The following is a 24,636-nucleotide window of genomic DNA, read 5'->3' on the forward strand; positions in this document are numbered from 1 at the left end:
TCATCCGGAAGCCGCCGTGGCGACCGCGTTCTGCAGTTCCTCCGCCTCGAACGGCTTCCGGACGAAGACGACTCCGGTCATGCGGGATGCGCGTTCGCCGGCGCCGCGCTCGCTCCAACCGGAGACGAGAACGCAGGGCAGGGCGGGGCGGTCGCGCCGCAGGCGTTCGAGCAGCTCGACCCCGTCCATTCCCGGCATCGTGAGATCGATCACGGCGGCGTCGATCCGGCTCGCGCGCGCCACCTGCGCCAGCGCCTCTTCCCCCGAGGAGGCTTCGAGAACGTCGTACCCGGCGGCGACCAGGGCGCGAGCCGCGACCTCGCGCACGTCGGGCTCGTCGTCCACCAGCAGAACGGTACCGCCGGCCGCTCTCCGCCCGCGCCCGGGCGCAGCCGCGGGGGCGTCCGTTTCATCGCGGGCGGCGGCGGGGATCCGAACGGTGAACAGGGCACCGCCCAGCTCCTCGGAGTCGCCCACCTCGATCGTTCCTCCGTGCGCCTCGACGATTCCCTTCACCGCCGCCAGGCCGAGTCCGCGCCCGGAGAACTTCGTGGTGAAGAACGGATCGAAGATCCGCCCGCGCACCGCGGGATCGACGCCGGGACCGTCGTCCTCCACCGCCAGCTCGACCGCCGCGCCGGCGTTTCGGGTGGTGACGAGGATCCGGCCCGGACGGCTGCCGATCGCCTCGCCGGCGTTGACGACGAGATTCAGGAGCACCTGGCGCAGCCGGCTGGAGTCGCCGGCCGCCGCGGGCGCGGAGGGATCGAGCCGGCAGTCCAGCTCGATTCGATCGCCCACGGTCGTCCTGAGCAGGGCGAGCATCTCTCCCACCAGCTCGTTGAGGTCCACGGGCATCCGGACCATCGCCGAGCCTCCCGCGTAGTCGAGGAGCTGGCGGGTGAGCTCGGCCGCTCTCTTGGCGGTGCGCCTGACGTTCTCGATGTAGGGCAGGGACGGAGCTCCCTCCGGAAGCTCGGAGAGGGCGACCTCGGCATTGCCGAGGATCGTCGTGAGCAGGTTGTTGAAGTCGTGGGCGACCCCGCCGGCGAGGACCCCCAGGCTCTCCAGTTTCTGCGTTTCGGCGAGACGCCGCTCGAGCTGCAGCCGCTCCCGCTCCAGCCGCCGCCGCTCGGTGATGTCCCGGGCCATCAGCTGGATGGGTCCCCCCGGGACGCGGGTCACGCTGATTTCGGCGAGGGTCGGCTCGTGGCCGGCCAGTTCGCACTCGAGGACCAGCGCGCGCCCGGGCGCCAGCTCCGCCACCGCGCGGGCCAGTGCCTCGCCGCGTTCCCTCCTCGCGCAGATCGAGGAGATGGGACGGCCGGCGAGCTGCGCGGGGGGAAGGCCGAGCAGGCGGCCGGCGCTCCGGTTGGCGGAAGCGATCCGGAGGTCGTCGTCGAGCAAGAGGATGCCTTCGAACGCGTCCTCCATCAGCCGCCGGTACTTCCGCTCGCTCGCCCGCAGCCGCTCGGCATCCCGGCGGCGGCGCCGCACGAAGGACACCGTGACGGCGGCGAACGCCGCCGTGAGGAGCGCGAACGGGAGCAGGAAGGCGGGCGACCGGTAGAGCGGCCGGCTCACCGTCGCCGTCACCTCGGCTGCCGGACCGCCGACACCGAGCGGGGATCCCGCCTGCACTTCGATCCGGTGCGATCCGGGCGCGAGCCCGCCGATCTCGATCGCCTCGCCGTACCGCCACGCGGACCACGGACCGCCATCGACGCGGAAGCGGACCGGGATGCGCTCGCGCCGCGGCCACCCCTTGAACGGTTGCGGGTGCACCCGGACGAGAGCCGTTCCCCCCCGCATCAGCGGCGGGTCGGCGGCGATCCGGGGCGGATACCGATCGAGCGGTGCGAGCGGAAGCGTCCACAACCCGGTCCCCAGGGCGCCGACGAAGAGACGCTCTCCAGTCGGAAGGAGCGGCCAGAGAGGGCCGGCGTCGAGCCCGGTCGTCCGGTCGACGCGCAGCCAGCTCCCCCCCGTGCGGCAGTAAACGCGCTCCCCTACCGCCACCCACAGCCGCCCCTTCGCGTCGAACGCCAGGCTTCCGGGCGAGGGGCTCCGCGCCGCCGATGCCGGGCCGATCGCCTTCAGGCGGCCGTCTTCTCCCGCGAGAAAGACCTTGCCCGCTTCCGACAGCGCTGCGGCACCGCATCCGGGCCGCGCGGCGACGGCGAGCATGCGCGAGGCCGACGGATCGTCCGGCACGAGCCGGGTCCAGCGCCCGTCCCGGTGGCGAAGGAGCCCGGTGCTGGAGGCGACCCACACCGTTCCCTCGCCGTCGACCGCGATGTCGTACGGGCGCAGGCCGTGCAGCTCCCTCGAGGGCGGCCAGAGCCGCACGTCGTCCCCCACGAGGCGGAACAAACGCCCCTCCATCCGCTGGAGCGCTTCGCGGGAGGGAGCGATCGACAGGAACCACAGCCCGCCGTCCCGCCCGGGACGGATGCGATGGACGAGGCCGAGCGGCTCGCCGCCGGCGTCGCGCTCCACGACGCGCCAGCGCTCCCCGTCGAGCACGCGAACGCCTTCGAAGGAATCTCCGCTGCCGGCCCAGATCCGCCCCTTTCCGTCGACGCCGACCGTGGTCACGCTCGCCCGGCCGCCGTCCGGGAGCTCGGGAAGCGGCACCGGGAGGCCGCCGGTCACCGGCCGCCTTTCGACACCGCCGCCGGTGGCGGCCAGGAGGCCACCCCGGCCGTCGAGGGCGAGATCGTGCACGCGGTCTCGCCGGACGTCGGGGAATCCGTGGCGGTCGTTCGTCCATACCGTGGCGTCGGGCCGGAACAGATGCAGCGCCTCCGCCGTCGCCGCCCACAGCTCTCCGTCGCCGGCGAAGCGCAGCCAGCGCGCATGGCTTAGCGGTTCCGGCGCGGGGCTCAGCGAGCGCCAAACGCCCCCGCGGCGGACGCGAACGTCCCTCGAGTCGTACACCGCCACGGCCGTCCCGTCCTCGGCCAGGGCCGCCGCCGCGAGCATTCCGTACCCTTCGCCGGGTTGGCGGCGAGGAGCTTCCCCCGCCGTCCATGCCCACAGGCCGGCGAGCGGTGCCGGGAGCCAGATGCCGGCGAGGCCGTCGCCCCGCGCGTTCTCGACCGCGACCACGAGGCGGACCCCGGGCCGCGAGAACGGTTCGACGAGCGAAAAGCGCCCGTCGCTCCACCGGAGGACCGCCGGCCCGACCGACAACCAGGGGTGTCCCGAGCCGGTCGCGGAGAGCAACGGCCGATGGCCGCGCCAGAGGTAATCGAGCGGGCGGGGCGTGCGCGGCCGCCCGTCCTTCACGACGACGTAGCCGGCGGGAAAGGCCGGGGGCGGCCGGTCTCGGTAAGGCCCCACCACGAGGACGCCGCCTTCGGCGATGCGGGCCACCGCCGCCGGTTCGATCGGCGCGACATCGACCGGTTCGAAGCGCTCGTCCCGTCCGAACAGAAGGCGGCGTCCGGCGACCACGTAGAGCCCGCCATCGGATGCCGAGGCCATCGACCGCACCGGGCCCCCCACGTGCACCCGCGTCCACCGGTAACCGTCGTAGTAGGCGAGCCCGCCCTCGCCACCCGCCCAGACCGTCCCGTCGCCGGACCTGACGAGCGCGAGCAGGCGGCCGGGCGGAAGCCCGTCCCTCTCGTCGAAGCGGACCCAGCGTGCCGGATCTCCGAGCGGATCCGGGGGAGGGGCCGCGCCGGCCCCGAGGGCCAGGGCGGCGATCGGCACGGCGGCTGCGCACGGCCAGCGCATGGGCCCTCCGGCGGAAAGCCGCCCGGTCGACCCCCCCAGGCCGGCCATCCCTCGGCCGCATCATGCCGGTGCTGCGGTGCCGTTGTCCACGGCACCGCGGGATGCCGGCCCGCAGCGTAAACTGGCTTCAGGGCGGTTCCGGAAGGACGGGGTGCGCTCCTCCCGGAATCCGGGACCACCGAGCAGCAGTGCGAAGGCGGGTGCCGGCGGGGGTCTCCGCCAGCCCAACGGCGCCGCGAACGGAGCGCCGCCCCGCCGGCGGAGCCGCGGAGGGAGTCGATGCTCGAACGGGACGGCGCCGGAGGATGGGAGCTGGTGGCGATCGTCTCCACCCTCGCGGAGGCCGAGCTGATCGCGGGGCGCCTGCGCGGCGAGGGGCACGCGGTGATCGTCGAGGCCCACGATGCGGGAGGACTCTTCCCGAGCCTGGGCGCCGTTCTCGGGTACCGGATCTTCGTCTGGCGCACGCCGCCCGAACCGCCGCCGCGCCGGCGCGGTCCCGTGCCGCACCCCCGCCGCCGCGTGAGGGCGAGCGCCGCAGAGGCCAGATCCCTACGCGAGCCGTGACCGGGAACCTCTTGTCGCCGGGCGTTGCCACCGCCATCATGGGCGGCCCGTCCCGTTACCGGAGGCCCGGCGTGTTGCGACGAATCCCGCCCGCCGTCCTGGCGATGCTTTCCGGCCTCGCATGGGCGGCGGGGGCATCCCTTTCCGCCGGCTACCACGACACCGCCGAGGTGGAGCGACAACTCGCGGCGTGGGCCGCCGCTCATCCCGGCATCGCCGAGGTTTCCGCCATCGGTGCGTCCGCGGCCGGGAGCCCGCTGCTGGTGATCCGGATCGCCGGCCCGGGCGAGATCCCCCCGGAGGAGCGGCCGGCGCTGTTCGTGGGGGCCAATGTCGATGGCCGGCACAACGCCGGAACGGAGGCGGCGCTCGCGCTCGTCCGGAAACTCCTGGACGGAAGCGACCGGTCGCGCGATGCGATCGCTCGGACCACGTTCTTCGTGGCGCCCGTGCTCAACCCGGACGCCCACGACGCCTTCTTCGGGACGCCCCGAGCCCCGAGGACGGCGAACGGCGGGGAGGTGGACCGGGACCGAGACGGCTTCGCCGGAGAGGACGGGCCGGACGATCTCGACGGGGACGGCGTGATCCGGATGCTTCGGATACCCGACCCCGCGGGCGAATGGCTCCCGGATCCGATCGATCCGCGCCTGATGGTCCGCCGCGATCCGCGGCGCCGGCGAGCCGGCGCGTTCCGCCTCGTGGTGGAGGGGGAGGACGACGACGGCGACGGCCGGTTCAACGAGGATGGGCCGGGGGGCATCGATCCGGACCGCAACTTCCCGCACGCCTTTCCGTTTCCCGATCCGGCAGCCGGTCCGTGGCCGAGCGCGGCGCCCGAGACCCGGGCGATTCTCGACTTCCTGCTGGCGCACCGGCGGATCGCTGCGGCGGTGATCTTCGGCCCCGCGAACGACCTTCTCGCCCTTCCGCCGGAGCGCGGGAGGGGTGCCTCCGGCGGGACGCCGGTCGAAATTCCCGGCCGGTTCGCCCGCCGGTTCGGTCTCGAGCCCGGCGCGCGGATGACGCTGGACGAGCTGTGGGACCGGGTGAAAGACCTGCCGTTCGTGCGAAGCGGAGGCCTCGACAAGGACCGGCTCGCCGCGATGCTGGCGCCCGGTCCGGCGAAGGAGTGGGACGCGGAGGACCGGGCGGACCTCGCGCGGCTGGCGGAGGCGTACCGGGAGCGCTTGCGGGCGGCCGGTCTCGACCCGGAAAGGCGGGCCGACCGGTCGGGGCCGGGCGGGCTGGCCGCCTGGCTCTACTTCCAGTACGGGGCCTTCGCCTTCTCCCTCGACGTCTGGGGACCGCCCCGCCCGCGCGCGCCGGAGCCGAAGGAGGGAGACACCGAGCTGACGGCGGCCTCGCTGTCGAAGATGACGCGGGAGGAGTTCGCCGAGATTCCGCCGGATCGCCTGGAACGGTTCCTGCGCGCCCACGGTGTCGCCCCGGACGTCGGGGCCGCGAGCGTCATCGACCGGGTCCGGGCCGGGGAGATCTCGCCGGAGGACGTGGCCGCACTCGCCGCGGCGCGCGAGGACGAGCGCGCGCGGGGCGAGGCCCGCCGCCGAGCCCTTTTCGCCTGGGCGGTCGAACGGGTTCCCGGCGCCTACCGCCCGTGGACGGCGGTGCGTCTGAAGGACGGACGGGCGGCGGAGACCGGCGGTCTCGACCCGTTCCTCGCCCTGAACCCCCCGCGCGAGATTCTCGATCCGGCTCTCGATGTCCACGTGGAGACAGTGCTCGACCTGGCGGACAAACTTCCCCGGCTCGAGATCGCGTCGCTGGAGGTTCGCCCCGCCGGGCGGGCGGTCTTCACCGTTCGGGCGGTCGCCGCGAACTCCGGTTTCCTCGCCACCCACACCCGGCAGGCCGCGAGGGCCCGTGTCCACCTCCCGGTCCGGCTCTCGATCCGTCTTCCGGAGGGCGCGGCCTTGCTGGCGGGGCGCCCGTGGGTCGCGGCGGAACGGCTCGCCGGCGTCACCGGGAGACTGGAGGCCGAATGGCTCGTTCACGCTCCGGAGGGTGGGGCGGTCGAGGTGGAGGCCGTCTCGGATCAGGCCGGACGGGCGTCGGCGGTCGCGGAACTGCGGGGGACCGCCCGGTGAGACGGCTCGCCGGCGTCGCGCTCGTCCTGTTCGGAACGTGGACGGCGTCGGCCGGAACGGTCCCGGATGCGCCGCACCCCCGGTTCGACCGGCTGCACCGCTTCGAGGAGATCGAGCAGCTGCTGGAACGCTACGCGCGGGCCTACCCGGACCTGGCTCGCCTCGAGTCGCTGGGCAAGAGCCGCGGAGGACGCGACATCTGGCTGTTGGCGATCCGCAATCCGGAGACGGGGGACGAGTCGTCCAAGCCGGCCATCTACATCGACGGCAACACCCACGCGAACGAGGTGCAGGGAGCGGAGACGGCCCTGTACGTGATCGACTTCGTCCTTTCGCACTACGGCGAGCTCGATCCGGTGACGGAACTGGTGGACCGGGCGGTGCTCTATGTCGTTCCCGTCGTCAACCCCGACGGGCGGGCGTGGTGGTTCGACAAGCCGTCGACCGCCGATTATCCGCGCACGGTCATCGTTCCCTACGACGACGACCGCGACGGGCTGGTGGACGAAGACGGGCCGGACGACCTCGACGGCGATGGCGTGATCACGATGATGCGCAAGAAGGTGGCGCCGGGCGAAGGCGACTACCGGCTCGATCCCGAGGATCCGCGCGCGCTCGTGCGGGCGGGACCGGACGAGTTGGGGGACTACCTGCTCCTGGGCCGCGAAGGCTACGACAACGACGGCGACGGCCGGATCGACGAGGACCCCGTCGGATACGTCGATCCGAACCGCACGTGGGGATACGACTGGCAGCCCCGCTACGTTCAGAGCGGGGCGGGAGACTATCCGCTCCAGATCCCGGAAACGCGGTCGATCGCCCTGTGGGCCCTGCAGCACCCCAACATCGCCGCGGTCCAAAGCTTCCACAACGCCGGCCGGATGATCCTGCGCGGACCGGGGGCCGAGAGCGAACCGGCCTACCCGCCCGAGGACGAGAAGGTGTACGAGCTGATCGCGGAGGAGGGGGAGCGGCTTCTACCCGGATACCGGAAGCTAGTGGTGTGGAAGGACCTCTACACCGTGTTCGGCAGCACGATCGATCACTTCTACCGGATCCACGGCGCCATCGCGTTCACCAACGAGCTGTACGCGCCGCCGGACGATCTCGACGGGGATGGAAAGACCACCCAGCAGGAGCGGCTCGCTTTCAACGACCGGTTGACGTTCGGCCGGCAGTTCGTCCCGTGGCACCCGGTCGATCATCCCCAGTACGGGGCGATCGAGGTCGGGGGATTCAGGCCGGACGTCGGCCGGGTTCCCGAGGGCTGGATGCTCGAGGAAGAGTGCCACCGGAACAGTGCCTTCGTTCTCTACCACGCCTCGCAGCTCCCGCTCCTGCGGTTCGGGGAGCCGGAGGCGAAGCGGCTGGACCGCGGACTGTGGGAGATCGTCGTTCCCGTCGTGAACGAACGGGCCATCCCGACGGTGACGGCGTGGGCCCGGCAAAACCGGCTGCACCGGCTCGACATCGCGACGGTAGAGGGTGCCGAGGTCGTCGCGAGCGGTGTGGTCCGCGACCGGTGGCTGCGCCGCATCGACTGGCAGCGGCACCGGCCGGAGCGGCTCGAGGTTCCGGGGGTGCCGGGGCGCGGAGCGCGCTTTCTGTACTTCCTCTTGGCCCCGCACGGCCGGACGGTCGAGGTCCGATACGACAGCCTCAAGGGGGGGCAGATCCGGCGGGAGGTCTCCCTCGAGTGAGGCTCAGCCGCCGGCCGCCGGCCGGGAGCGGGAGAGGATCTTCTCCACGCGGACCTGCAAGGCGAGCGGGCCGAACGGCTTCGGGAGGAGCTCGGCGTCGCGCGGCACACCGTGACGCTCCAGCTCCTCGCCGGGATAGCCCGAGATGAACAGCACGCGCATCTCCGGCCGCGAGCTCTGGAGCTCCCTCGCCAGCGAGGGGCCGCTGCGGCCCGGCATGATCACGTCGGTGATGAGAAGGTCGATCGGGCCGGGGTGGCGCCGGGCCGCCTCGAGGGCCTCCTCGCCTCCGGCGGCGGAGATGACGCGATGCCCCTGCAGGGCGAGCGCCCGCTCGAGAAGGCGCCGCACCTCCGGATCGTCCTCGACGAGCAGGATCGTGGCCCGGGGCCCCGGCGGGTGCGCTTCCGGCCGGGGGGTGGCCCCGGAGCGCCGGGGTGGCGCGAGCGGGAGGTAGACGCGGACCGTCGTCCCCCGGCCGGGGCGGCTGTCCACGGTGACACCGCCGCCGCTTTGCCGCGCGACCCCGTAGGCCATCGACAGGCCGAGTCCCGTACCCCGGCCCGCCCCCTTCGTCGTGAAGAACGGTTCGAAGATCCGCTGACGGGTCGTCTCGTCCATGCCGGCGCCGGAATCCTCCACCTCGATCACGGCGTAGCGGCCGGGTGCGAGCTCCGGCGCGGCCCCGGCGCCGAGCGACTCGGCTCGCGCGCGAACGGCGATCCGTCCGCCGCCCTCCACGGCGTCCCGAGCGTTGAGCAGGATGTTCATGAGCGCCTGCTCGAGAGCCAGCCTGTCGGCCTCGACCGGAAGGGGAGAGGAGCCCGCATCGATCGCGAGGGAGGTCTCCTCCGGCAACACCCCGCGGAACATCGGTGCGAGTTCGCGGATGACCTCGCGGGCGTCCAGCCGTTCCGGGGCCAGCGCCTGGCGCCTTCCGAACGCGAGCATCTGCCGGGCCAGCTTCGACGCCCGTTCGACCGCGCGCCGGATCTCCCGGAGGTGCAGGTTCCCTTCCGGGGAGTGCGCCACGACCCGCTCCAGCAGGTCGGCGTGGCCGAGGACCGCCGTCATGAGGTTGTTGAAATCGTGGGCGACCCCGCCCGCCAGCCGGGCCAGCGCCTCGAGGCGCCTGGCGCGCTGCCAGCGGTCGTGTGCCTTCCGGGAGGCACGCGCCGTGCGGCGCACCAGGAGAATGCCGGCGATGGCGAGCAGGAGGCCGGCTGCGACGGTGAACAGGCGGCTCGCCCCGAGAAGGCGGCGTGCGCCTTCCGCCAGCGTCGCGGAGAATTCCCGCTCGAGAATCGTGACCCGTTCGTTCACTTCCTCGATCCCGGCGACGATCGGATCGAGATCCGCCGGCCGACGCCCGGCGTCGGAGGCCCGGCGTTCGAGGCGGGAGGCGAGCTCGCACAGCCGCGCGATCTCGCGGTCACCCTCGCGCCACACCGCCACCGCGCGCGGCATCAGTGGGACGAACTCGCGCCAGGCGAACAGGCGGATGAGCGCCGGGATGTCCTCCGGATCGTGGCCGGCCCGGAGGAGGGCGGCCGCGGCGGCTTCCCGGTCGGGTGGCGTCTTCTCCAGCGCCTCCCGCGCCTCCCGGTCCGCGAGCGGCACGGCGATGGCGCGGCGGAACCGCTCGAGGTGCACCGGGTTCCCCGTGTCCACGAATCGCTCCAGCTCGTACACGGCGTCTTTCTGCGCCTTGGACCACAGCGCCTCTCCCGAGATGTAGGCACGGACCGCATCCTGAACGGCGCTGGTCAAGTAGGCCGAAGCGACCAGCACGACCGCGATGGCGGCGATCGCCGCGGCCGGAATCCAGTGGGCTCCGCGCGGTGGGGCGGCGCGCGGAGCCGGGAGCTGGCGCTTTTCTCGCTGGTTCGGCTCTTCCGCCACGGCTCGGCCTCCGGACCGCTCCAGCATATCCTCCCGCCGTCCGGCCGGGAGGAGGCGGCCGCGGTGACCGATCAGAGGGCGGGAGCCGGTGCGGGGGTGGCCGCGGTCAGCTCGTCGACGAGACGCGCCAGGCGCTCGATGTCGAACGGCTTGGCGAGATAGGCGTCCATCCCCGCCTCGAGACAGCGCTTCTCGTCGCCGGCCATCGCGTGGGCGGTCAGCGCGACGATCGGCGTGTGGCGGCCGCTGCCGCGCTCGAGCGACCGGATCGCGGCGGCGGCGGCGAAACCGTCCATCTCGGGCATCTGGAGGTCCATGAGCACGATGTCGTAGCGGTTCCTCGCGAACAGCTCGACCGCCTCCTGGCCGTTCGCTGCCAGCTCCACCCGGTGGCCGCGCCGCGAAAGCGCCCGGGTGACGAGCATCTGGTTGACCCGGTTGTCCTCGGCCACCAGCACGCGGCGCGGAACGCGGGCCGGTTCGGGGTGGGGCAGGTCCCGCGCGGCGGGCTCGTCAGCCTGAACGGCCGGTTCCTCGCAGGGGAGGCTGAAGAAGAACGAGCTGCCGTGGCCGGGCCGGCTCCGCGCGTCGAGACGGCCCCCCATCATCGCCACGAGCTGCGCCGAGATGGCCAGCCCCAGCCCCGTTCCCCCGTAGCGTCGTGTCGTCGAGGCATCGCCCTGGACGAACGCATCGAAGATCCGCTCGCGCATCGACTCGTCGAAACCGATTCCGGTGTCGCGGACCTCGAAGCGGAGGCGCGGCGGATCGCCGGCCTCCCGCTCGACCCGCAACGTGACCCTCCCGCGCGGCGTGAACTTCACCGCGTTCCCGAGGAGATTCACCAGAACCTGGCGGAGCCGGCCGGGATCGCCCATGACCCGCGGCGGCAGATCGGGGTCGAGAGAAAGCTCGATCGCCAGATCGGGCCTGGCGTTCCGTATCTGGAACGTCCGGATCGTGGAGCGAGCCAGTCCGGCGGGATCGAAGGGGATCCGCTCGAGGACCAGCTTCCCCGCCTCGATCTTGGAGAAGTCGAGGATGTCGTTGATGAGTGTGAGGAGGGCGCGTCCCGAGTCCCGTGCGATCTCGAGGTACTCTCGCTGTTCGTCGGTCAGGTCGGTCTCGAGCACGAGGCTCGTCATTCCGAGCACGGCGTTCATCGGGGTCCGGATCTCGTGGCTCATGTTGGCGAGGAAGCGTCCCCGCGCGCGGCACGCCTGCTCCGCCTCCGCCCGGGCCTGTTCGAGCTGGCGAGCGCGTTCCTCCAGCAGCATCCTCGCGCGGAGGTTCGACCAGTACGCGCGGCTCGTCAGCCCCGACTGGACCCACAGGAACCCGAGGTAGATCGCCACCATCGCCGCGAGGGCAGCCGACTCCCGCGACGGACGCACCAGCGGCAAAGCGGTCAGCGGGGCGAGCAGGATCGTCACGAAAAGCCGCGAGAGCGGCAGGCTGGGAGCCACCGTGTTGATGCCGCCGGCGCACAGGCCGCCGGTGGCGACGAGCAGCAGGCAGGAAACCTCACCGAATCCGCGCCCGGAAACGTAGAGGAAGGTGGCGGAGCTCCACAGCACGGCGGAGACGACCACGCCGGCGCGGAATCCGGCCCGCCACGCCCGGGGGACCACCGGGCGACTCGCGGCTGGGCGAGCGACCAGGCGATCCGCACCAGAGCGACCGCGAACATGACGGTCGCAATGATCGCCACCGCTCGGCCGGCCACCCCCTCCATGCGAACGAGCCACGCGAGGAGTCCGGCGAGAAACAGGTAGATCAGGACGGCGGAGATCGAACGGCGCGCGAGATCCCTGTCTCCCGCCGCGGCGAGGCGGGCCGCCATGGCCGGCGAGAGCGCTTCGAGCCCTCCAGGAGCGGGGCTTTCCGGTTCCTGGGCCACCTTCCCTCGGCAAGGCCCGAGGCGCCAGGGCGGGAAGCGCCGGGCCCACCGGCCCAATATCGGGCCCGGGCGGACCCCGGGCCACCCCGGCAGCGGGGAGGGCGGTCAGCGGAGGTCGGCCGCCTTCTGCTCGAGCGCCTTCTTCACCGAGGTCTCGGAAACCTCCACCGTGAAGCCGAACCCCTCCCGCGTGGCGTAGCGCCGGGCCGACTGGCCGTCCGCCTTGCGGCCCACGATGACGGTGACCGTGGACAGCGGTGGCTCCCGGTCCTTCTCCGGCTCCTCCGTCCCGTCTTCCTCGCCACCGTCCTCGCCTGCGGATCCGCCGCCCTGGGCGTAGGCGATGGTGTAGCGGGCCGCAGGGGCGTCGAACCCGTGCGCCTTGTCGTCCGCCGGGCCGACCGGTTCGGCGATCCACAGCGAAACGAGAGAGCGGACGAAGGCGTCCACCTTCCCGCTGTCGAGCTTCTGGCCGGACCGGCGGGACGGTTCGGCCAGCCGCCACGAGCCTTCATCGCGCTCGAGGACGAACCTCCCCGATGCGTTCTCGACCTCGACGCGCCGGACCTCGTCGAACGGCACGTCGACGAGCTTTCGCTCGATCCACGACGTCTTCTCGGCTCTGATGTCGTAGGGGCTCAGACCCATCACCTCGTACACGGGGTCCTCGCCGGCGCGCCTGACGTGGACGAAGCGGTACTTGGGGGAACTCCCCACCAGCAGGTCGATCTCCGGGTCCTCGTCCGCATCGGCGAAGATTCGCACGCGCCGCGCGTGCTTGTCCTCGGCCACCTCCAGCGCCGCGTGGTGCCTTGCGGAGGTGACCACCGGGCGGCGGACCTTCAGCCCCTTGAGGTCGTCGAGGAGCTTGTCGACCTTCTCCTCCGACGCCGGGTAGCCCCCTGCGTCGGGCAGCGTCCAGCGGTCGTCCTTGCGCTCCAGGGTCAGCCGTGCGCCGCCCTGGCCTTCCAGTTCGATGCGCGACGGCGTCATCGAGGCCAACTCGGGCAGGAGGGGGCGGGGCCGGGAAGGACCGGTCGTGACCGGGGATCGAATGGCCGCCAGCGCGAGCAGTTGGATCGCCAGGAGTGCGGCGAGGACGGCGTGGTGCCTTCCGAACATCGGCTCATCCCTCCTGCACACGGGCCGGCGCCACCGCCGGGGCGGCGACGAGGGGCCTCACGGAGCGCCGGCGGAGCAACCGCCAGCCGCCGAGCGCGGCCAGCGCGAACACCGGGACGAGGTAATTGACGACCTCGAACATGACCTCCTCCTTTCGATCCAGTCGAGCCAGGCGGCGGTCGACGGTCCCCCGCGCCCGGATCTCGAGGAGGTCGTTGTCCAGGTTCATCCAGTCGACCAGGTTCTGCATGAAGGCCAGGTTCTCTCCGAAGAATCCGCTCTCCGTCCGGCCCAGCACCCGGGCCACGAAGTCGCTGAGGAACTCGGCGTTTCCGATGACGGCCAGCCGCGTTTCCGGGGAGACCGCCAGCGGAACCTCGGGCGGGGCCTCGGAGTCGTCCTCCGGCTTCGGAGGCTCCTTGTCCTTGAAGTAGCTCTCGAACCGGCCGGACAGGGCCACGGCCAGGAGCTGGGGCTCGGTACCTTCCTCGGGGACGGTGTAGTCGATGTACCCCACGCGGGCCGTGTCGTCGTCGGTCCACGAGCGCTGGGAGCTGCGGAGGATCGGCGTGACCTCGAGGCCCTCGGCCTTCTTCTCGTCGACGCGGACGGGGCTCCCCCAGTAGATGCCGACCGCCCCCACCCGGCCGGCGACCGTGCGGTCGGCGAAGCCGTCGTCGCGCACCTCGACGAGGTACGGATAGGGCGCCATCCGCCACGTCCGAATGGTGCCGATCGGAGTCCGCCGCAGCTCGGGGATCGGAAGAGGCTGGTTCCGGTCGTCCAGGACGAGGGTGGTCGGAACCTCGACGCCGAAGTGGGCCAGCCAGTCCTCGAGCCCGGTCTTGATCGGGGTGACGTGAAGGCCGGCCGCGCTGAAGTCCACGTCGTACTTCCCCGCGCAGATGACGACCCGGCCGCCTCGCATCAGATACTGGTCCAGATTGAACACGGCCCGCTCGTCGAGGTTCTTGGGCTTGACGACGATGAGCGTGTCCACGTCGGTCGGGACGGGCCTCGACAGGTCGACCTTCTTGACCTGGTAGTCCTGCCGCAGGAAACGCTCGAGCTGCTCGAACTCCGGCGGGGGCTGCGGCGGCATCCGGCCCTGCATCCGGAGCTGCATCATCACCTCGGGCGGAATCTCCGGCTCGGGAACCACCAGGCCGACCGTCTTCAAGAAGCCGGGTGTCTGCCGCCGGAGCGCGTTCTCGATCGCCTCCCGCACCGTAGCCGCCGAGATGCCCTCGCCGGTCAGAAGGAGCTGCTCCACCCGGTCTCCGACCGTGAGGAACCCGTAGAGGTAGAAGGTCTTGTCGCTGAACAGCCCGATCGTCATCGGCCGGACGCCGAAGCGGCGGACGGCCTCCTCCGCCGCCTCGCCGCCCTTCGTCGGGTCGATCTCCTCGTACTCGAACTTGTCGCCTCCGGCCTTCTCGAGCTCTTCGGCGGCCTTGCGGACCGCGTCGGGGACGTCCTTGAGCACGTCCGGCAGATCGTCCGGCGTCATCACGGCGGTCAGCTTCACGGGGTGCTCGATCCGCTCGAACAGCTCGGAAGTGCTGCGGAAGCCGTAGACGACCTTCTTGATGGCCCGGGTGAGGTCGTACTCGAGATTCCGCAGCCGGACGTCGATGTCCCCGTCGGGAAGCGGCTCGATCTCGATCAGGTCGTCGAACCCGTACCGGACGTACTGGTCGCCGTACTGGACGACCAGCGCGAAGTAGGCGTTGACGATCCCGGATTCGTACTTCGAGGCGAGCCGGAACGGCGTGCTCTGCACCCCGAACCGATCGACGGCGCGCTGCTCGGCCTCCTCGTCCTCGCCCGGATCGATCATCTCGACGTGCACCTTGCCGTTCGAAAGGGCACGGTACTCGTCCAGCAGGTCGGCGATCTGCGGCACGAGAGGCGCGAGCTTCGGATGGGTGCGTTTCGAGAAGTAGCCGTAGATGCTGACGTCGTCCTCGAGCGACGAGAGAAGCCGCCGCGTCGCCGGAGAGATGGAATACAGGCGTTCCTCGGTGAGGTCGACGCGGGCCGTCGACCAGCCGGAAACCAGCGCGTTGAACGCGAGAAGATTGGCGCCGACGAGGAGGAGCGACGCCGCCAGCGAAACCTTCCGACTCCGCAGGTCCTTCATCGATCCGTCCTCCCGCGGCTCACGCCCACCGCCGCACGCGCAGCGCGGCGATGCTGGCGAGCAGGAAGAAGGCGGTCAGCGAGGCGTAGTAGAGAAGGTCCCGTAGGTCGATCACCCCTCGCGCGATGCTGGCGAACCGGCTCCCGGTGCCGATCGCGCGGAGCAGCGCAGCGAGTCGGTCGCTGAAAAGGCCGGCGAACGTCTCGGTGCCCACTCCCCAGAACGCGAGGCACACGACCATCGACAAGATGAACGCGAGGATCTGGTTCTCGGTGGTCGCCGAGACGAACTGGCCGATCGCCAGGTAGGCGGCGCCGAGGAGCATCGCGCCGAGATAGCCTCCGACGGCGGGCCCCCAGTCGAAGCGGCCGATCAGGGAGACGCCGACGGGAAGCGCCAGGGTCAGCGCCAGACCCACCCCGAGAAGGGCCCAGCTGGCGAGGAACTTGCCCAGGACCAGCTCGTGATCGCGGGCGGGGAGGGTGAGCAGGATCTCGATCGTGCCCTGCTTGCGCTCTTCCGCCCAGAGCCTCATCGTCAGCGCCGGCACCAGGAGGATCATCAGGAACGGCACGGCGTCGAACAGCGGCCGCAGGTCGGCGATGCCCCGGGAGAAAAACCCGTTGACGTTGAAGAACGTGAACAGGCTCGACCCGGCGAAGGCGAGCAGGAAGACGTAGGCGATGGGGGAGTCGAAGTAGGACGACAACTCCCTTCCCGCGACGGCCCTCACGCGACTCATGCTGCTTCCTCCACCGCGGACTCCGTCAGTTCGCGGAAAACCTGTTCGAGGGACTTGTCGTCGCGCCGCAGCTCGCGCAGCGGCCAGGCGCGTTCCCGGACCGCGTCGGCGACGGCCTCGGCGACCCCGTCGGCGCCGTCGCCGAGTTCGAGCCGGAAGGTGAGGAAGCGTCCGTCGTCGGCCTCGGCGGTCACCGAGCGGACGCCGGGGATCCTGGCGAAGACCTCGCGAGCCTCCCCCTCGTTCCCGGGGGCGATCGTCACGACCTGGACGCGGGATCGCGTCAGCTCGTCGAGCGAGCCGTCGGCGCGGATGCGGCCGTCGATCAGGATCACCGCACGGCCGCAGCTCGCCTCGACCTCCGGGAGGATGTGCGTCGAGAGGATGACCGTCTTCGTCTCGCCGAGACGGCGGATGAGCCGGCGAACCTCCATGATCTGGTTCGGGTCGAGGCCGGTGGTCGGCTCGTCCAGAATCAGGATCGCCGGATCGTGGAGGATCGCCGCGGCGAGTCCCACCCGCTGGCGGTACCCCTTGGAGAGGTGGCCGATGGGACGCGTCAGCACCTCCTCGATCCCGCACTCGCCGGCGACCTCGACGAGCCGCCGCCGCCAGGCGCCGGGAGTGAGTCCGCGCATCCGCGCCGTGAACTCGAGGTAGTCCTGGACGAGCATGTCGGTGTAAAGCGGCGCGTTTTCCGGCAGGTAGCCGATCTGGCGCTGGACCTCCAGCGGTTCGAGGACGACATCGTGACCGCCGACGCGGACGGAGCCGGACGTCGGCAGGAGGTAGCCGACCACGATCTTCATCGCGGTGGTCTTGCCGGCGCCGTTGGGACCGAGCAGGCCCACGACCTCACCCCGCTCGATCCGGGTGGAGATTCCCCGGAGCGCCGTCGTCCGCCCGTAGATCTTCGTGACGTCCTGGATTTCGATCATCGCACCTCCGATGAGCCGGCGGGCGCCTCCGCGGAGGGAGGCGGCCGGCGCCGCCGCCGAAAGGCGGCCTGCGGCGCGCGGAGCGCGTCGGTGCGGAGAGGGTTCGACGAGCCGTTCTATCTAACGCCGCGCCGGCAGCGTGTCAAACGAAGGAAGGCGCGTCTCCGAAAGGCCGTATCCTCAGCTCGTCGAGGTCCGCCGCCACCGGTGCATCGCGCCGCAGCGTCGCCAGCCGGCGGTAGAGAAGGGCCTCGCCGCGCCGCTCCTCGAGTGTCCGGGCGAGTCTCGCGGCCCCGCGCAGCCCTGCCGGCCACTGCCGCGGATCGGTCGGAATCGCCTCGATACCGGGCCAGAGCGCGAGCAGGCGCGAGGCGGTGGCGGGGCCGAAGCCGGGGAGGCCCGGGATCCCGTCGGCCGCGTCGCCGACCAGGGCGAGCCAGTCGGGGATCCGCTCGGGAGGAATCCCGAAGCGCTCCCGGGCCGCCGCCTCGTCCACGATCCGGTCCCGCCGCCGGTCGAGGCAGACGACACGCCGGCCGCGCACGCACTGCAGGAGGTCCTTGTCGGGAGAGCAGATCACGATCCGCGCCACCCGGGGATCGCGTGCGAGCCGGTCGGCCGCGGTCGCCAGGGCGTCGTCCGCCTCGAACTCGATCATCGGCCAGACGGCGAACCCGACCGCGCGGGCGGCGCGTTCCGCCGGCAGGAACTGGGCGAGCAGTTCGGGCGGCTCGCCGGCGCTCGTCTTGTACCCCGGGAAGAGGCGGTTGCGGAACGACTCGATGACGCGATCGAACGCAACCGCGCCGTGCGTGACCCCGCGGCGGCGGACGAGGGAGGCGAGGCTCCGCCGGAGCCCGGCGACCGCCCCGATCTCCTGGCCGTCCGGCGAGCTCCGCCGCGGCGCCCCGTAGAACTGCCGGAACAGCTCGTAGGTGCCGTCGACGAGGTAGACGGTGGCGCCCCGTTCCGGAGCAGCGACGTCCGCCTCCCCGGCGCCGGCGCACCGCATTCGGCGCCCGCGGCTTGACGCCGAACCGGCGGATGCGGGAGACTCGGAGCGGGAGGGGCGGAGGGTCGGCATGAGCGTCGAGGTCCGGCGAGTCGATTACTACCACGTCACCGTTCGCGATCGCCCGGGGGCTGCGTTCCGCCTGCTCTCCCGACTGGCGCGCGACCAGGTCAACCTGCTCGCCTTCGGCGCCGCGCCGGCGGGTCCCGACTGCGCCCAGCTCACCGTCTTCCCCGACGACTCGGGGCGTCTCGCCGCCTCGGCGGAGCGGGCGGGCCTCACCCTGGAGGGGCCCCATGCGGCGCTGTTGGTCAGGGGCGACGACCGCCTGGGGGCCCTCGCGGAACTCCATCGCCGGCTGGCCGATGCGGGGATCAACGTGTACTCCTCGCACGGCGTGTCGACCGGCGGCGGCTCGTTCGGGTACCTCCTGTACCTCAGGCCGGACGACGTGGAACGGGCTCTCGCGGTCCTCGGGGAGGGTGCCGCTCCCCGGTGAGGGTGACGGGGCTTTCGCTCCGCGCGGAGGCCGGTGCGCTTCCGGGGGGACCCGCATCGCGGGAAGACGGCGGGCGGGCGCCCCCGGCCGCCGCCCTCGACGGTGCCCGGCGGGGGGCCCGGGTCGGTGTCCGCCCCGCCGGCGGCGCGGACCCCGGTCCCGGGTGGGGGCCGCTCGCGGCCGGGCCCGGTGGCCCGCTCCCCGGCGGACTGCCGCTCAGCGCCAGACCTTCGACAGGAACTCCTGCACTTCCGGGACGCCCCCCTGGAGGATCAGGTAGCCGTCGTGCGGTTCGCGCGGCGTCATCTCGCCCGCGATCGGGGTCTTCATGAGTTCGACGACCTTCTCCGGATCTCCGGGGTGGAGGCCGAGAGCCCAGCCCAGCTTGATGTAGGCCACCTCGGGGAGCATGTTCCCGAGCGGCACGACGCCGAGTCCGAGGATTTCCCGCCCCGTTTCGTAGACGTACATCTGCACGAAGCCCCACAGCGTCTGGAGCGTCATGAAGACCAGCACGCCGGCGTCCCTGGCCCGCTCGAGCGCGGGATAGACCTTGCGGTTGACGTGCCCGAGCCCGGTGCCGGCGATGACGATGCCCTTGTAGCCGCGCTCGACGAGGGCGTCGATGACGTCGGGCTGCATGTTCGGATAGTAGTAGAGCAGCGTCACCCGCTCGTCGAAGGCCGCCCGGATGTCGACCTCGCGGTCGTTGCGGCGCGGCGCCCAGTCGTCCTTCAGAAGCCGCATCTCTCCGGGTTCGATCGTCGCCAGCGGGATGTCCCCGATCGTTCGGAATGTGCTGCGATAGGAGCTGTGCATTTTGCGCACGCGGGTCCCGCGGTGGAGCAGGTTGTAACGATCGGAGGTGGGGCCGAACATGCAGACCATGACCTCAGCGATCTGTCCGTGCGCGGCCGCCCAGGTGGCGTTGATCAGGTTGCGCGCGGCGTCGGAGGACGGGCGGTCGGACGACCGCTGGCTGCCGACCATCACGATCGGCACCGGCGGGCGCTGGACCATGAACGACAGGGCAGCGGCGGTGTGGTGCATCGTATCGGTGCCGTGCCCGATGACGATCCCGTCGTAGCCTTCGCGGATCGCCTCCCCGATGCGCTCCGCCAGGACGAGGTACTGCTCGGGGCCCATGTTCTCGGAGAACACGCCGAACAGTTTCTCGGTCTCGAGGTTGCAGATGTCGGCCAGCTCCGGAACCGAGCCGTAGAGCTCTCCCGGGCTGAACGCCGGAATCACCGCACCGGTACGGTAGTCGAGGCGCGACGCGATCGTGCCGCCCGTTCCGAAAAGCTTGACCTTCGGTTTGGCTGGATCGACCGGGAACTCCTGCTCCGGGATCCGGTAGTGCGCTTCGCGGTAGCCGGTCTTGACCAGTTCGACGATCGTGTCGTAGCGCACGCCGATGTTGTAGCCGCACGAGAGCTTGATCACGAGATGCTCGGGATCGGCTGTCTCGGAGCGGGGGAGGATCAGCCCCTCGAACCGTCCGCGCGTGGTCTCGGCGATCACCTCCGACCACACGGTGACGCCGAAGCGCTTCATCACCGAAAGCAGCGGATCGCGGTAGCCTTCGTAGGGGTCCTTCGCCATCACCGCGCCTCCAGCCGGCCTTCCATGGCCGACACGAGTCGCGCCCGCACCTCGCGCGCGGGCACGCGGCCCCTCACCCCGGCGAGGGCCGTTCCCATCGCCCAGCGCAGAGCCGCCTCCGGATCGCGGGTGCGAAGTCGGTCCAGCTGCTCGAGCGCGCGGGCGACCGCCTGGTCGGCGAGGCGTCCCCCGGCGTCCGGTTCCAGCTCCGCCAGCAGAGCTCCGGGGTCGGCGTCCGGGCTGTCGGTGACGCGGGCGAGGGCCAGCTCGAAGCCCTCGGGAAGCAGCCGGCCTGCCGCCAGCGCCGCCGCCAGCGGGCGCACCCGGTGCGGCGGGGGGAGGGAGGGGCGGCGGGGGGCGAGCACGCGCGCGAAAGCGGCGGCGACCCGACGGGCCGTCTCGGCCGGCAGCGGGCCGAGGGCGTCGAACAGGTCCGCCCAGGGGGAGGCCGCCAGCCGGGCCGCCGCCCGCTCGTCGAGGCCAGCCTCCCGGTACCGGGACTCCCGCTGCCAGGGCCGCTCGGGGAGTCCGGCCTCGATGCGGTCGACCCACTCGTCCGGGATCGGGAGGGGTGGGGTGTCGGTGTCCGGGTACATCCGGTCGGGTCCGGCCAGGATCCGCTCGAAGCCGGTCGACCCGTCGCGATGGGCCTGGCGCGTCTCGGGCGGGACACCCTCGAGAGCGTCCTGAGCCCGGATGAAGATCTCGCGGACCGCGGTGTCGAGATCCGCCGGGTCGCCCCAGACGACCACCAGGGCATCCTCCGGATCGGCCTGCAGGGCGCGGCGGAGGCGCCTCCAGGTGGTGCGGCTGAGCCCGTAGCCCGCCAGATCGGAGTGCACCATGAAGGGCCTCGCGGTCAGGCAAGCGATGACGCGGACGCGCTCGGCGAACTCGAAGGCGAACGTGTGCCGGGGCTGGGTCGGGCGCGAGAGCAGACCGCCGAACCGCGGCAGCCGCAGCGCCGCGACGGCCTCCCCCCGTTCCAGCGCCTCGGCGAGCGGCCTGTACCCCGCGCCAGCGAGGAGGCGCTCCGCCCGAACGGCGAGGGGAGAGACGTCCCAGGCCGCGCCGCCGGCCGGGATCTCCAACATCTCTCGTTGCACGCCCCGCCGCCGCAGCTCCTCCCGGATCTTCAGCAGTTCGAGCTGGCGAAAGGCCTCGATATGGGCGAGGAGAGGCAGCCGCCGGTGATTGTCGACGCCCTTGATCTCGATTCGCCGGCCGCCCGCGATCGAGACGTTGACATCCTGGCGCGCCGCACCGGGCCCGCGCCGGACCTTACGGCAGCAGCGGGTCGTGCGAGCGACGAGCCGCGCCCCGGCCTGCAGCTCCCACGGCGTCAGCAGGTCGGGTTCGGTGACGACCTCGGTCAACGGCATGCCGAGCCTGTCCGTCCGGAAGGTGATCCGGTGCCCGATGTCGGAGACCTCGCGGCAGGAATCCTCCTCCAGCGACAGCTGGCGGATCCGGAGCAGCTTGTCCACGCCCAGCTCCGGCTCCCGGAACGGGATCGCACCCGAGAGCCCGACCATCGCCGTGCGCTGGAAACCGGTCGGAATCGAGCCGTCGAGGTACTGCTTGCGCATCACGTGGAGTTCGGAGACCAGCTTCAGGTCGAACAGGCGCGCGATCTCGAGCGCGATCAGGACCGCTTCGCGGTCGATCTCGAACGGCGGCGTGTCGTCGATCTCGTAGGTGCAAACCGTTCCGCGTTCCAGCAGATAGACGATCTCCTTCTTCGTCTTGAACTCCATCAGAGCGCAACCGTCGTATTCCCCCAGCTCGCTGAGGGTGGGACGCATGTGACGGAGCACCTCGGCGTCGTAGCGGTCGACGTATCTCCCCGCGGGGCAGCGGCAGAAGAGCTTGCTCTCGGTCAGGAGCTGCTGGTGCACCTCCAGCCCGGACATGAAGTTCAGCGCCCGGTAGTCGTCGGGCGTCATCTCGTCGAGGTCTCGCGCCGGGAAGTCGAGAGGGGGCTCGCGCTCGGGGTTCAGGTCGGCCGGGGGCCGGACCCCGGCCGCGGCGCGCGGCGTGTCGGTTGCCATCGGTTCTCCCGCACCGAGAGCGAGGTGCGCCCTTCGGAAGGCCGCGGCCCGCACGCCCGGTCCCGCCCGGGGGGCCGCGCGCGAAGGGCGTCCTGAACGGCCGCCTCGCTTCGGGCGTGGCATTATCCCCGAACCGGTCTGCCGCGCCACGCGCTCGGGAACCGCCGGGCCTACAATCGTCCGCCGAGGAGGTCCAACGTCGGATGGAGCGGAGGACGGTGCGTGCGCGGATCGAGGGCCGCGTCCAGGGCGTCTGGTACCGGGCGTGGACCGTGGAGCGGGCGCGCGAGCTGGGTCTCGTCGGCTGGGTCCGGAACCGGAGCGACGGGTCGGTCGAGGCGCTCTTCTCGGGGCCTCGCGAGGCGGTCGAGCGGATGCTCGAGCTCTGCCGGCAGGGGCCGCCGGCGGCCGAGGTGACCGCCGTGAAGGCCGAACCGGCGGAGAATGAGCCGCTCCCGGAGGGTTTCCACCAGCGCCCGACCCTCTGAGCGGGGCGCCCGGCAGCCGCGCCTCAGAGCGAAAAGCCGAAGCCGGCCCCGAGGTAGCGCACCCTCAGCGGGTAGAACTGCCCGTGGGGCGCGTGCCCGTCGTAGAACTCGAGCAGCACCTGGATCGAGCGGTCGAGCCGGCGCGCGTTCGGGAAGACGATCCCCGCCTTCACGCTCGTGTCGATGTCCCAGTCCGTCTCCGACCAGGCCTCGAGGTCGGCCCCGGCGACGAGGCGAAGGCGCGCGCGGCCGAGGTGGCGGCTCCGGTACTCCGCTCCCGCCTGCACCCGGTTGCGGCGCAGCGGAGTATCGGAGGAGAGGATCCGGATCGCTCCCGCGTAGACGCGCGCCCCGCGCCGCTCGTAGGCGGCGAGCGCTTCGAGCGCCTCGTAGCTGAGGTTGATCCGCTCCACCGGGGGCCCGGGCTGAGGATTGAGCAGGAACTCGTCGCCCAGATGGCTCGAGAGGTGGAACAGCCGCAGGCGTCCCGAAAACCGTCCGGAGTGCACCTCGACGGGAAAACCGATGTAGTAGTCGGCGTTGAGCAGGTCCATCGACTCGGCGTCGAGATTGAAGATCGCGAAGACCGCTCCGCTGATGCCGAGCTGCCACCCGTCTCCCTCCCGTTCTCCCGGCCAGCGCAGCAGGCCGAAGTTCTCCCCGAAGCCGACCGAGCCGACGTCGTACGTACCGAAATCGGTGCGGTACCGCTGAAAGGTGACGTGGAAACGGGGTTGTTTCTGGTCGGCGAGCGGCGGGACGAACAGCACCCCTTCCGGAAGCCGGATGGCGCGGCGTCCGGGTGGCGCGCGGAGCCACTCGATCCAGCCGCGCCAGCGTGACCGCGGCGCGCGCGGCACCGCCGGTTCGGGGAAGCGGATCTCGAGCGAGGGACACAGGGCCCGCAACGCTGCCGCGACGCCGGCGCGCTCGCCGGGGTCGTCGAGCGAGAGGTCGACACCCGCGAGCCGTTCGCCGTCGACCGTCACCGCGAGGACACGCACTGCGGGGTGCGGGCCGAGCGCCCCGGCGACGAGTCCGCGCGCGTAGGCGAGGCGCGCCTGTACCCCGTCGGTGCCGGGGGGCAACGTGCACGGTTCCTCCGCACCGGCGAACGCGGAGGATCCGAGAAGGAGAGCGGCGAGCAGATGCGGTCTCATGGCGCTCCTCGGGGGGCGGCGAAGTATGGGCGTCTGCGTGCCCGCGTGCCAAACCCCTATGAGGTGCTTCCCCGATGGTGCGCGGCCGCGCCGGCGGGGCGCAGGTGCGGCCTGTTCCATGCCACCTCCCGCATCCGGGACGCGCGCGCCGATCGGCCCTTCCCCCACGCGCCGGATCCCGCCATCCTTCCGGCATGATCCGAAGGCGACATCCCCGCCGCCGGCGCTTTCGCGGCAGCCGCCGCGCCTTCGAAGCCGCCCGCCGCTTCGAGCCCCCCCTCTGCCCCTACGCCCCTGCCGCGCCCATCGCCAAGACGCCCGCTCCCGCGGCTGGAAACCCCACCGCCGCGGCGGTCCGGTCAGGAACCGTGCCAACGCAGGCCCGGCGCCGAAAACGCACCGCGAAGGAAGCACCTCTCAGGGTTCGATGAGGACTTTGAGCGTCTCGCCCCCCTCCGCCGCCAGCCGAAAGCCCTCCCCGATCCTCTCCAGGGGCAGCCGGTGGGTCACGAGGGCGGCCACGTCGATGCGCCCGGAGGCGATCAGGTCGAGCGCGGCGCGCATCTCCTCCGGCGGACCGGCGTAGGAGGGGACGAGCCGGACGCCCCGCTTCCAGATGGCGGCGACGGGGAGCGGGAGCACCTCTCCCGGCTCGAGCGGCGCGAAAAGGGAAATCGTCGCGCCCGGTCCGGCGAGCTCGAGCGCCTGTTCGAACGCGGCCCGCGCGCCGGTGCAGACGATGACGTGATCGACCCGACCACCCGCGGCTCGCAGCGCCGCCTCGACCGCCTCCCGTCCCGGCGGAAGCGCGGCATCGGCCCCGAGCCGGAGCGCAGCCGCCCGTCGCGGGTCCGACGGCTCGATCACCACGATCGGCCCGGCGCCCGCCGCGCGCGCGGCGAGCAGGTGGAGCAGGCCGGAGACGCCGCCGCCGAGGATGGCGACGGCGTCGCGC

At 72.0% G+C, this 24,636-nt stretch carries 16 protein-coding genes; 4 read left to right on the plus strand and 12 right to left on the minus strand.

Annotated features, from left to right (window positions below):
• Entirely contained in the window at positions 1-3,792 is a 3,792-nt protein-coding gene (locus D6718_06785) for a response regulator (GenBank protein ID RMG45695.1), read from the minus strand.
• A gap of 14 nt (positions 3,793-3,806) precedes the next feature.
• On the opposite strand from D6718_06785, the gene D6718_06790 reads away from it, so the two are divergent.
• Positions 3,807-6,419 carry a hypothetical protein gene (locus tag D6718_06790; GenBank protein RMG45696.1) on the plus strand — a complete coding sequence of 871 codons (2,613 nt, stop codon included), beginning with the start codon at positions 3,807-3,809 and terminating at the stop codon, positions 6,417-6,419.
• Positions 6,314-8,119, plus strand: coding sequence for a peptidase M14 (locus tag D6718_06795; protein ID RMG45697.1), 1,806 nt, complete (start codon positions 6,314-6,316; stop codon positions 8,117-8,119). The genes D6718_06790 and D6718_06795 overlap by 106 nt, the downstream gene beginning before the upstream one ends.
• 3 nt (positions 8,120-8,122) lie before the next feature.
• Here D6718_06795 and D6718_06800 read toward each other — a convergent pair whose 3' ends face one another.
• From D6718_06800 to D6718_06830, 7 genes are all read right to left on the minus strand, one after another.
• The gene (locus tag D6718_06800; GenBank protein ID RMG45698.1) at positions 8,123-10,048 is read right to left on the minus strand and encodes a response regulator; all 1,926 of its coding nucleotides are present in this window, start codon (positions 10,046-10,048) and stop codon (positions 8,123-8,125) included.
• Between the two features lie 44 nt (positions 10,049-10,092).
• Positions 10,093-11,652 (minus strand): response regulator, encoded by a 1,560-nt coding sequence (locus tag D6718_06805; protein ID RMG45699.1) that lies wholly within the window; start codon positions 11,650-11,652, stop codon positions 10,093-10,095.
• 374 nt (positions 11,653-12,026) lie between these two features.
• A complete protein-coding gene (locus tag D6718_06810) occupies positions 12,027-13,043 on the minus strand; it encodes a DUF4340 domain-containing protein (protein ID RMG45700.1) in 1,017 nt (338 codons plus the stop codon).
• A gap of 4 nt (positions 13,044-13,047) precedes the next feature.
• A complete protein-coding gene (locus D6718_06815; protein RMG45701.1) occupies positions 13,048-15,186 on the minus strand; it encodes a hypothetical protein in 2,139 nt (712 codons plus the stop codon).
• Between the two features lie 19 nt (positions 15,187-15,205).
• A complete protein-coding gene (locus tag D6718_06820; GenBank protein ID RMG45702.1) occupies positions 15,206-15,928 on the minus strand; it encodes a hypothetical protein in 723 nt (240 codons plus the stop codon).
• Positions 15,925-16,866, minus strand: a complete 942-nt coding sequence (locus tag D6718_06825) for an ATP-binding cassette domain-containing protein (protein RMG45703.1) — start codon at positions 16,864-16,866, stop codon at positions 15,925-15,927. Before D6718_06825 ends, D6718_06820 begins: the two co-directional genes overlap by 4 nt.
• Positions 16,867-17,008: 142 nt before the next feature.
• Positions 17,009-17,878, minus strand: coding sequence for a flap endonuclease (locus tag D6718_06830; GenBank protein RMG45704.1), 870 nt, complete (start codon positions 17,876-17,878; stop codon positions 17,009-17,011).
• 70 nt (positions 17,879-17,948) lie between these two features.
• Here D6718_06830 and D6718_06835 point away from each other — a divergent pair, with 70 nt between their 5' ends.
• Complete coding sequence (locus D6718_06835; protein ID RMG45705.1) at positions 17,949-18,377, plus strand: hypothetical protein; 429 nt, start codon at positions 17,949-17,951, stop codon at positions 18,375-18,377.
• Between the two features lie 216 nt (positions 18,378-18,593).
• On the opposite strand, the gene gatD is transcribed toward D6718_06835, so the two are convergent.
• Together gatD and gatE are read right to left on the minus strand one after the other, a co-directional pair.
• Positions 18,594-19,982, minus strand: a complete 1,389-nt coding sequence (gene gatD, locus D6718_06840; GenBank protein ID RMG45706.1) for a Glu-tRNA(Gln) amidotransferase GatDE subunit D — start codon at positions 19,980-19,982, stop codon at positions 18,594-18,596.
• Positions 19,982-22,156, minus strand: a complete 2,175-nt coding sequence (gene gatE, locus D6718_06845; protein ID RMG45707.1) for a Glu-tRNA(Gln) amidotransferase GatDE subunit E — start codon at positions 22,154-22,156, stop codon at positions 19,982-19,984. The genes gatD and gatE overlap by 1 nt, the downstream gene beginning before the upstream one ends.
• 80 nt (positions 22,157-22,236) lie before the next feature.
• Here gatE and D6718_06850 point away from each other — a divergent pair, with 80 nt between their 5' ends.
• Positions 22,237-22,521, plus strand: a complete 285-nt coding sequence (locus D6718_06850; GenBank protein ID RMG45708.1) for an acylphosphatase — start codon at positions 22,237-22,239, stop codon at positions 22,519-22,521.
• A 23-nt stretch (positions 22,522-22,544) separates the two neighbouring features.
• On the opposite strand, the gene D6718_06855 is transcribed toward D6718_06850, so the two are convergent.
• Positions 22,545-23,681 carry a DUF1207 domain-containing protein gene (locus tag D6718_06855; GenBank protein ID RMG45709.1) on the minus strand — a complete coding sequence of 379 codons (1,137 nt, stop codon included), beginning with the start codon at positions 23,679-23,681 and terminating at the stop codon, positions 22,545-22,547.
• A 417-nt stretch (positions 23,682-24,098) separates the two neighbouring features.
• Positions 24,099-24,636, minus strand: a 538-nt coding sequence (locus D6718_06860; protein RMG45710.1) for an alcohol dehydrogenase, incomplete at its 5' end; no start/stop codon positions are given.

Source organism: Acidobacteriota bacterium (assembly GCA_003696075.1).
GTDB lineage: Bacteria > Acidobacteriota > Polarisedimenticolia > J045 > J045 > J045.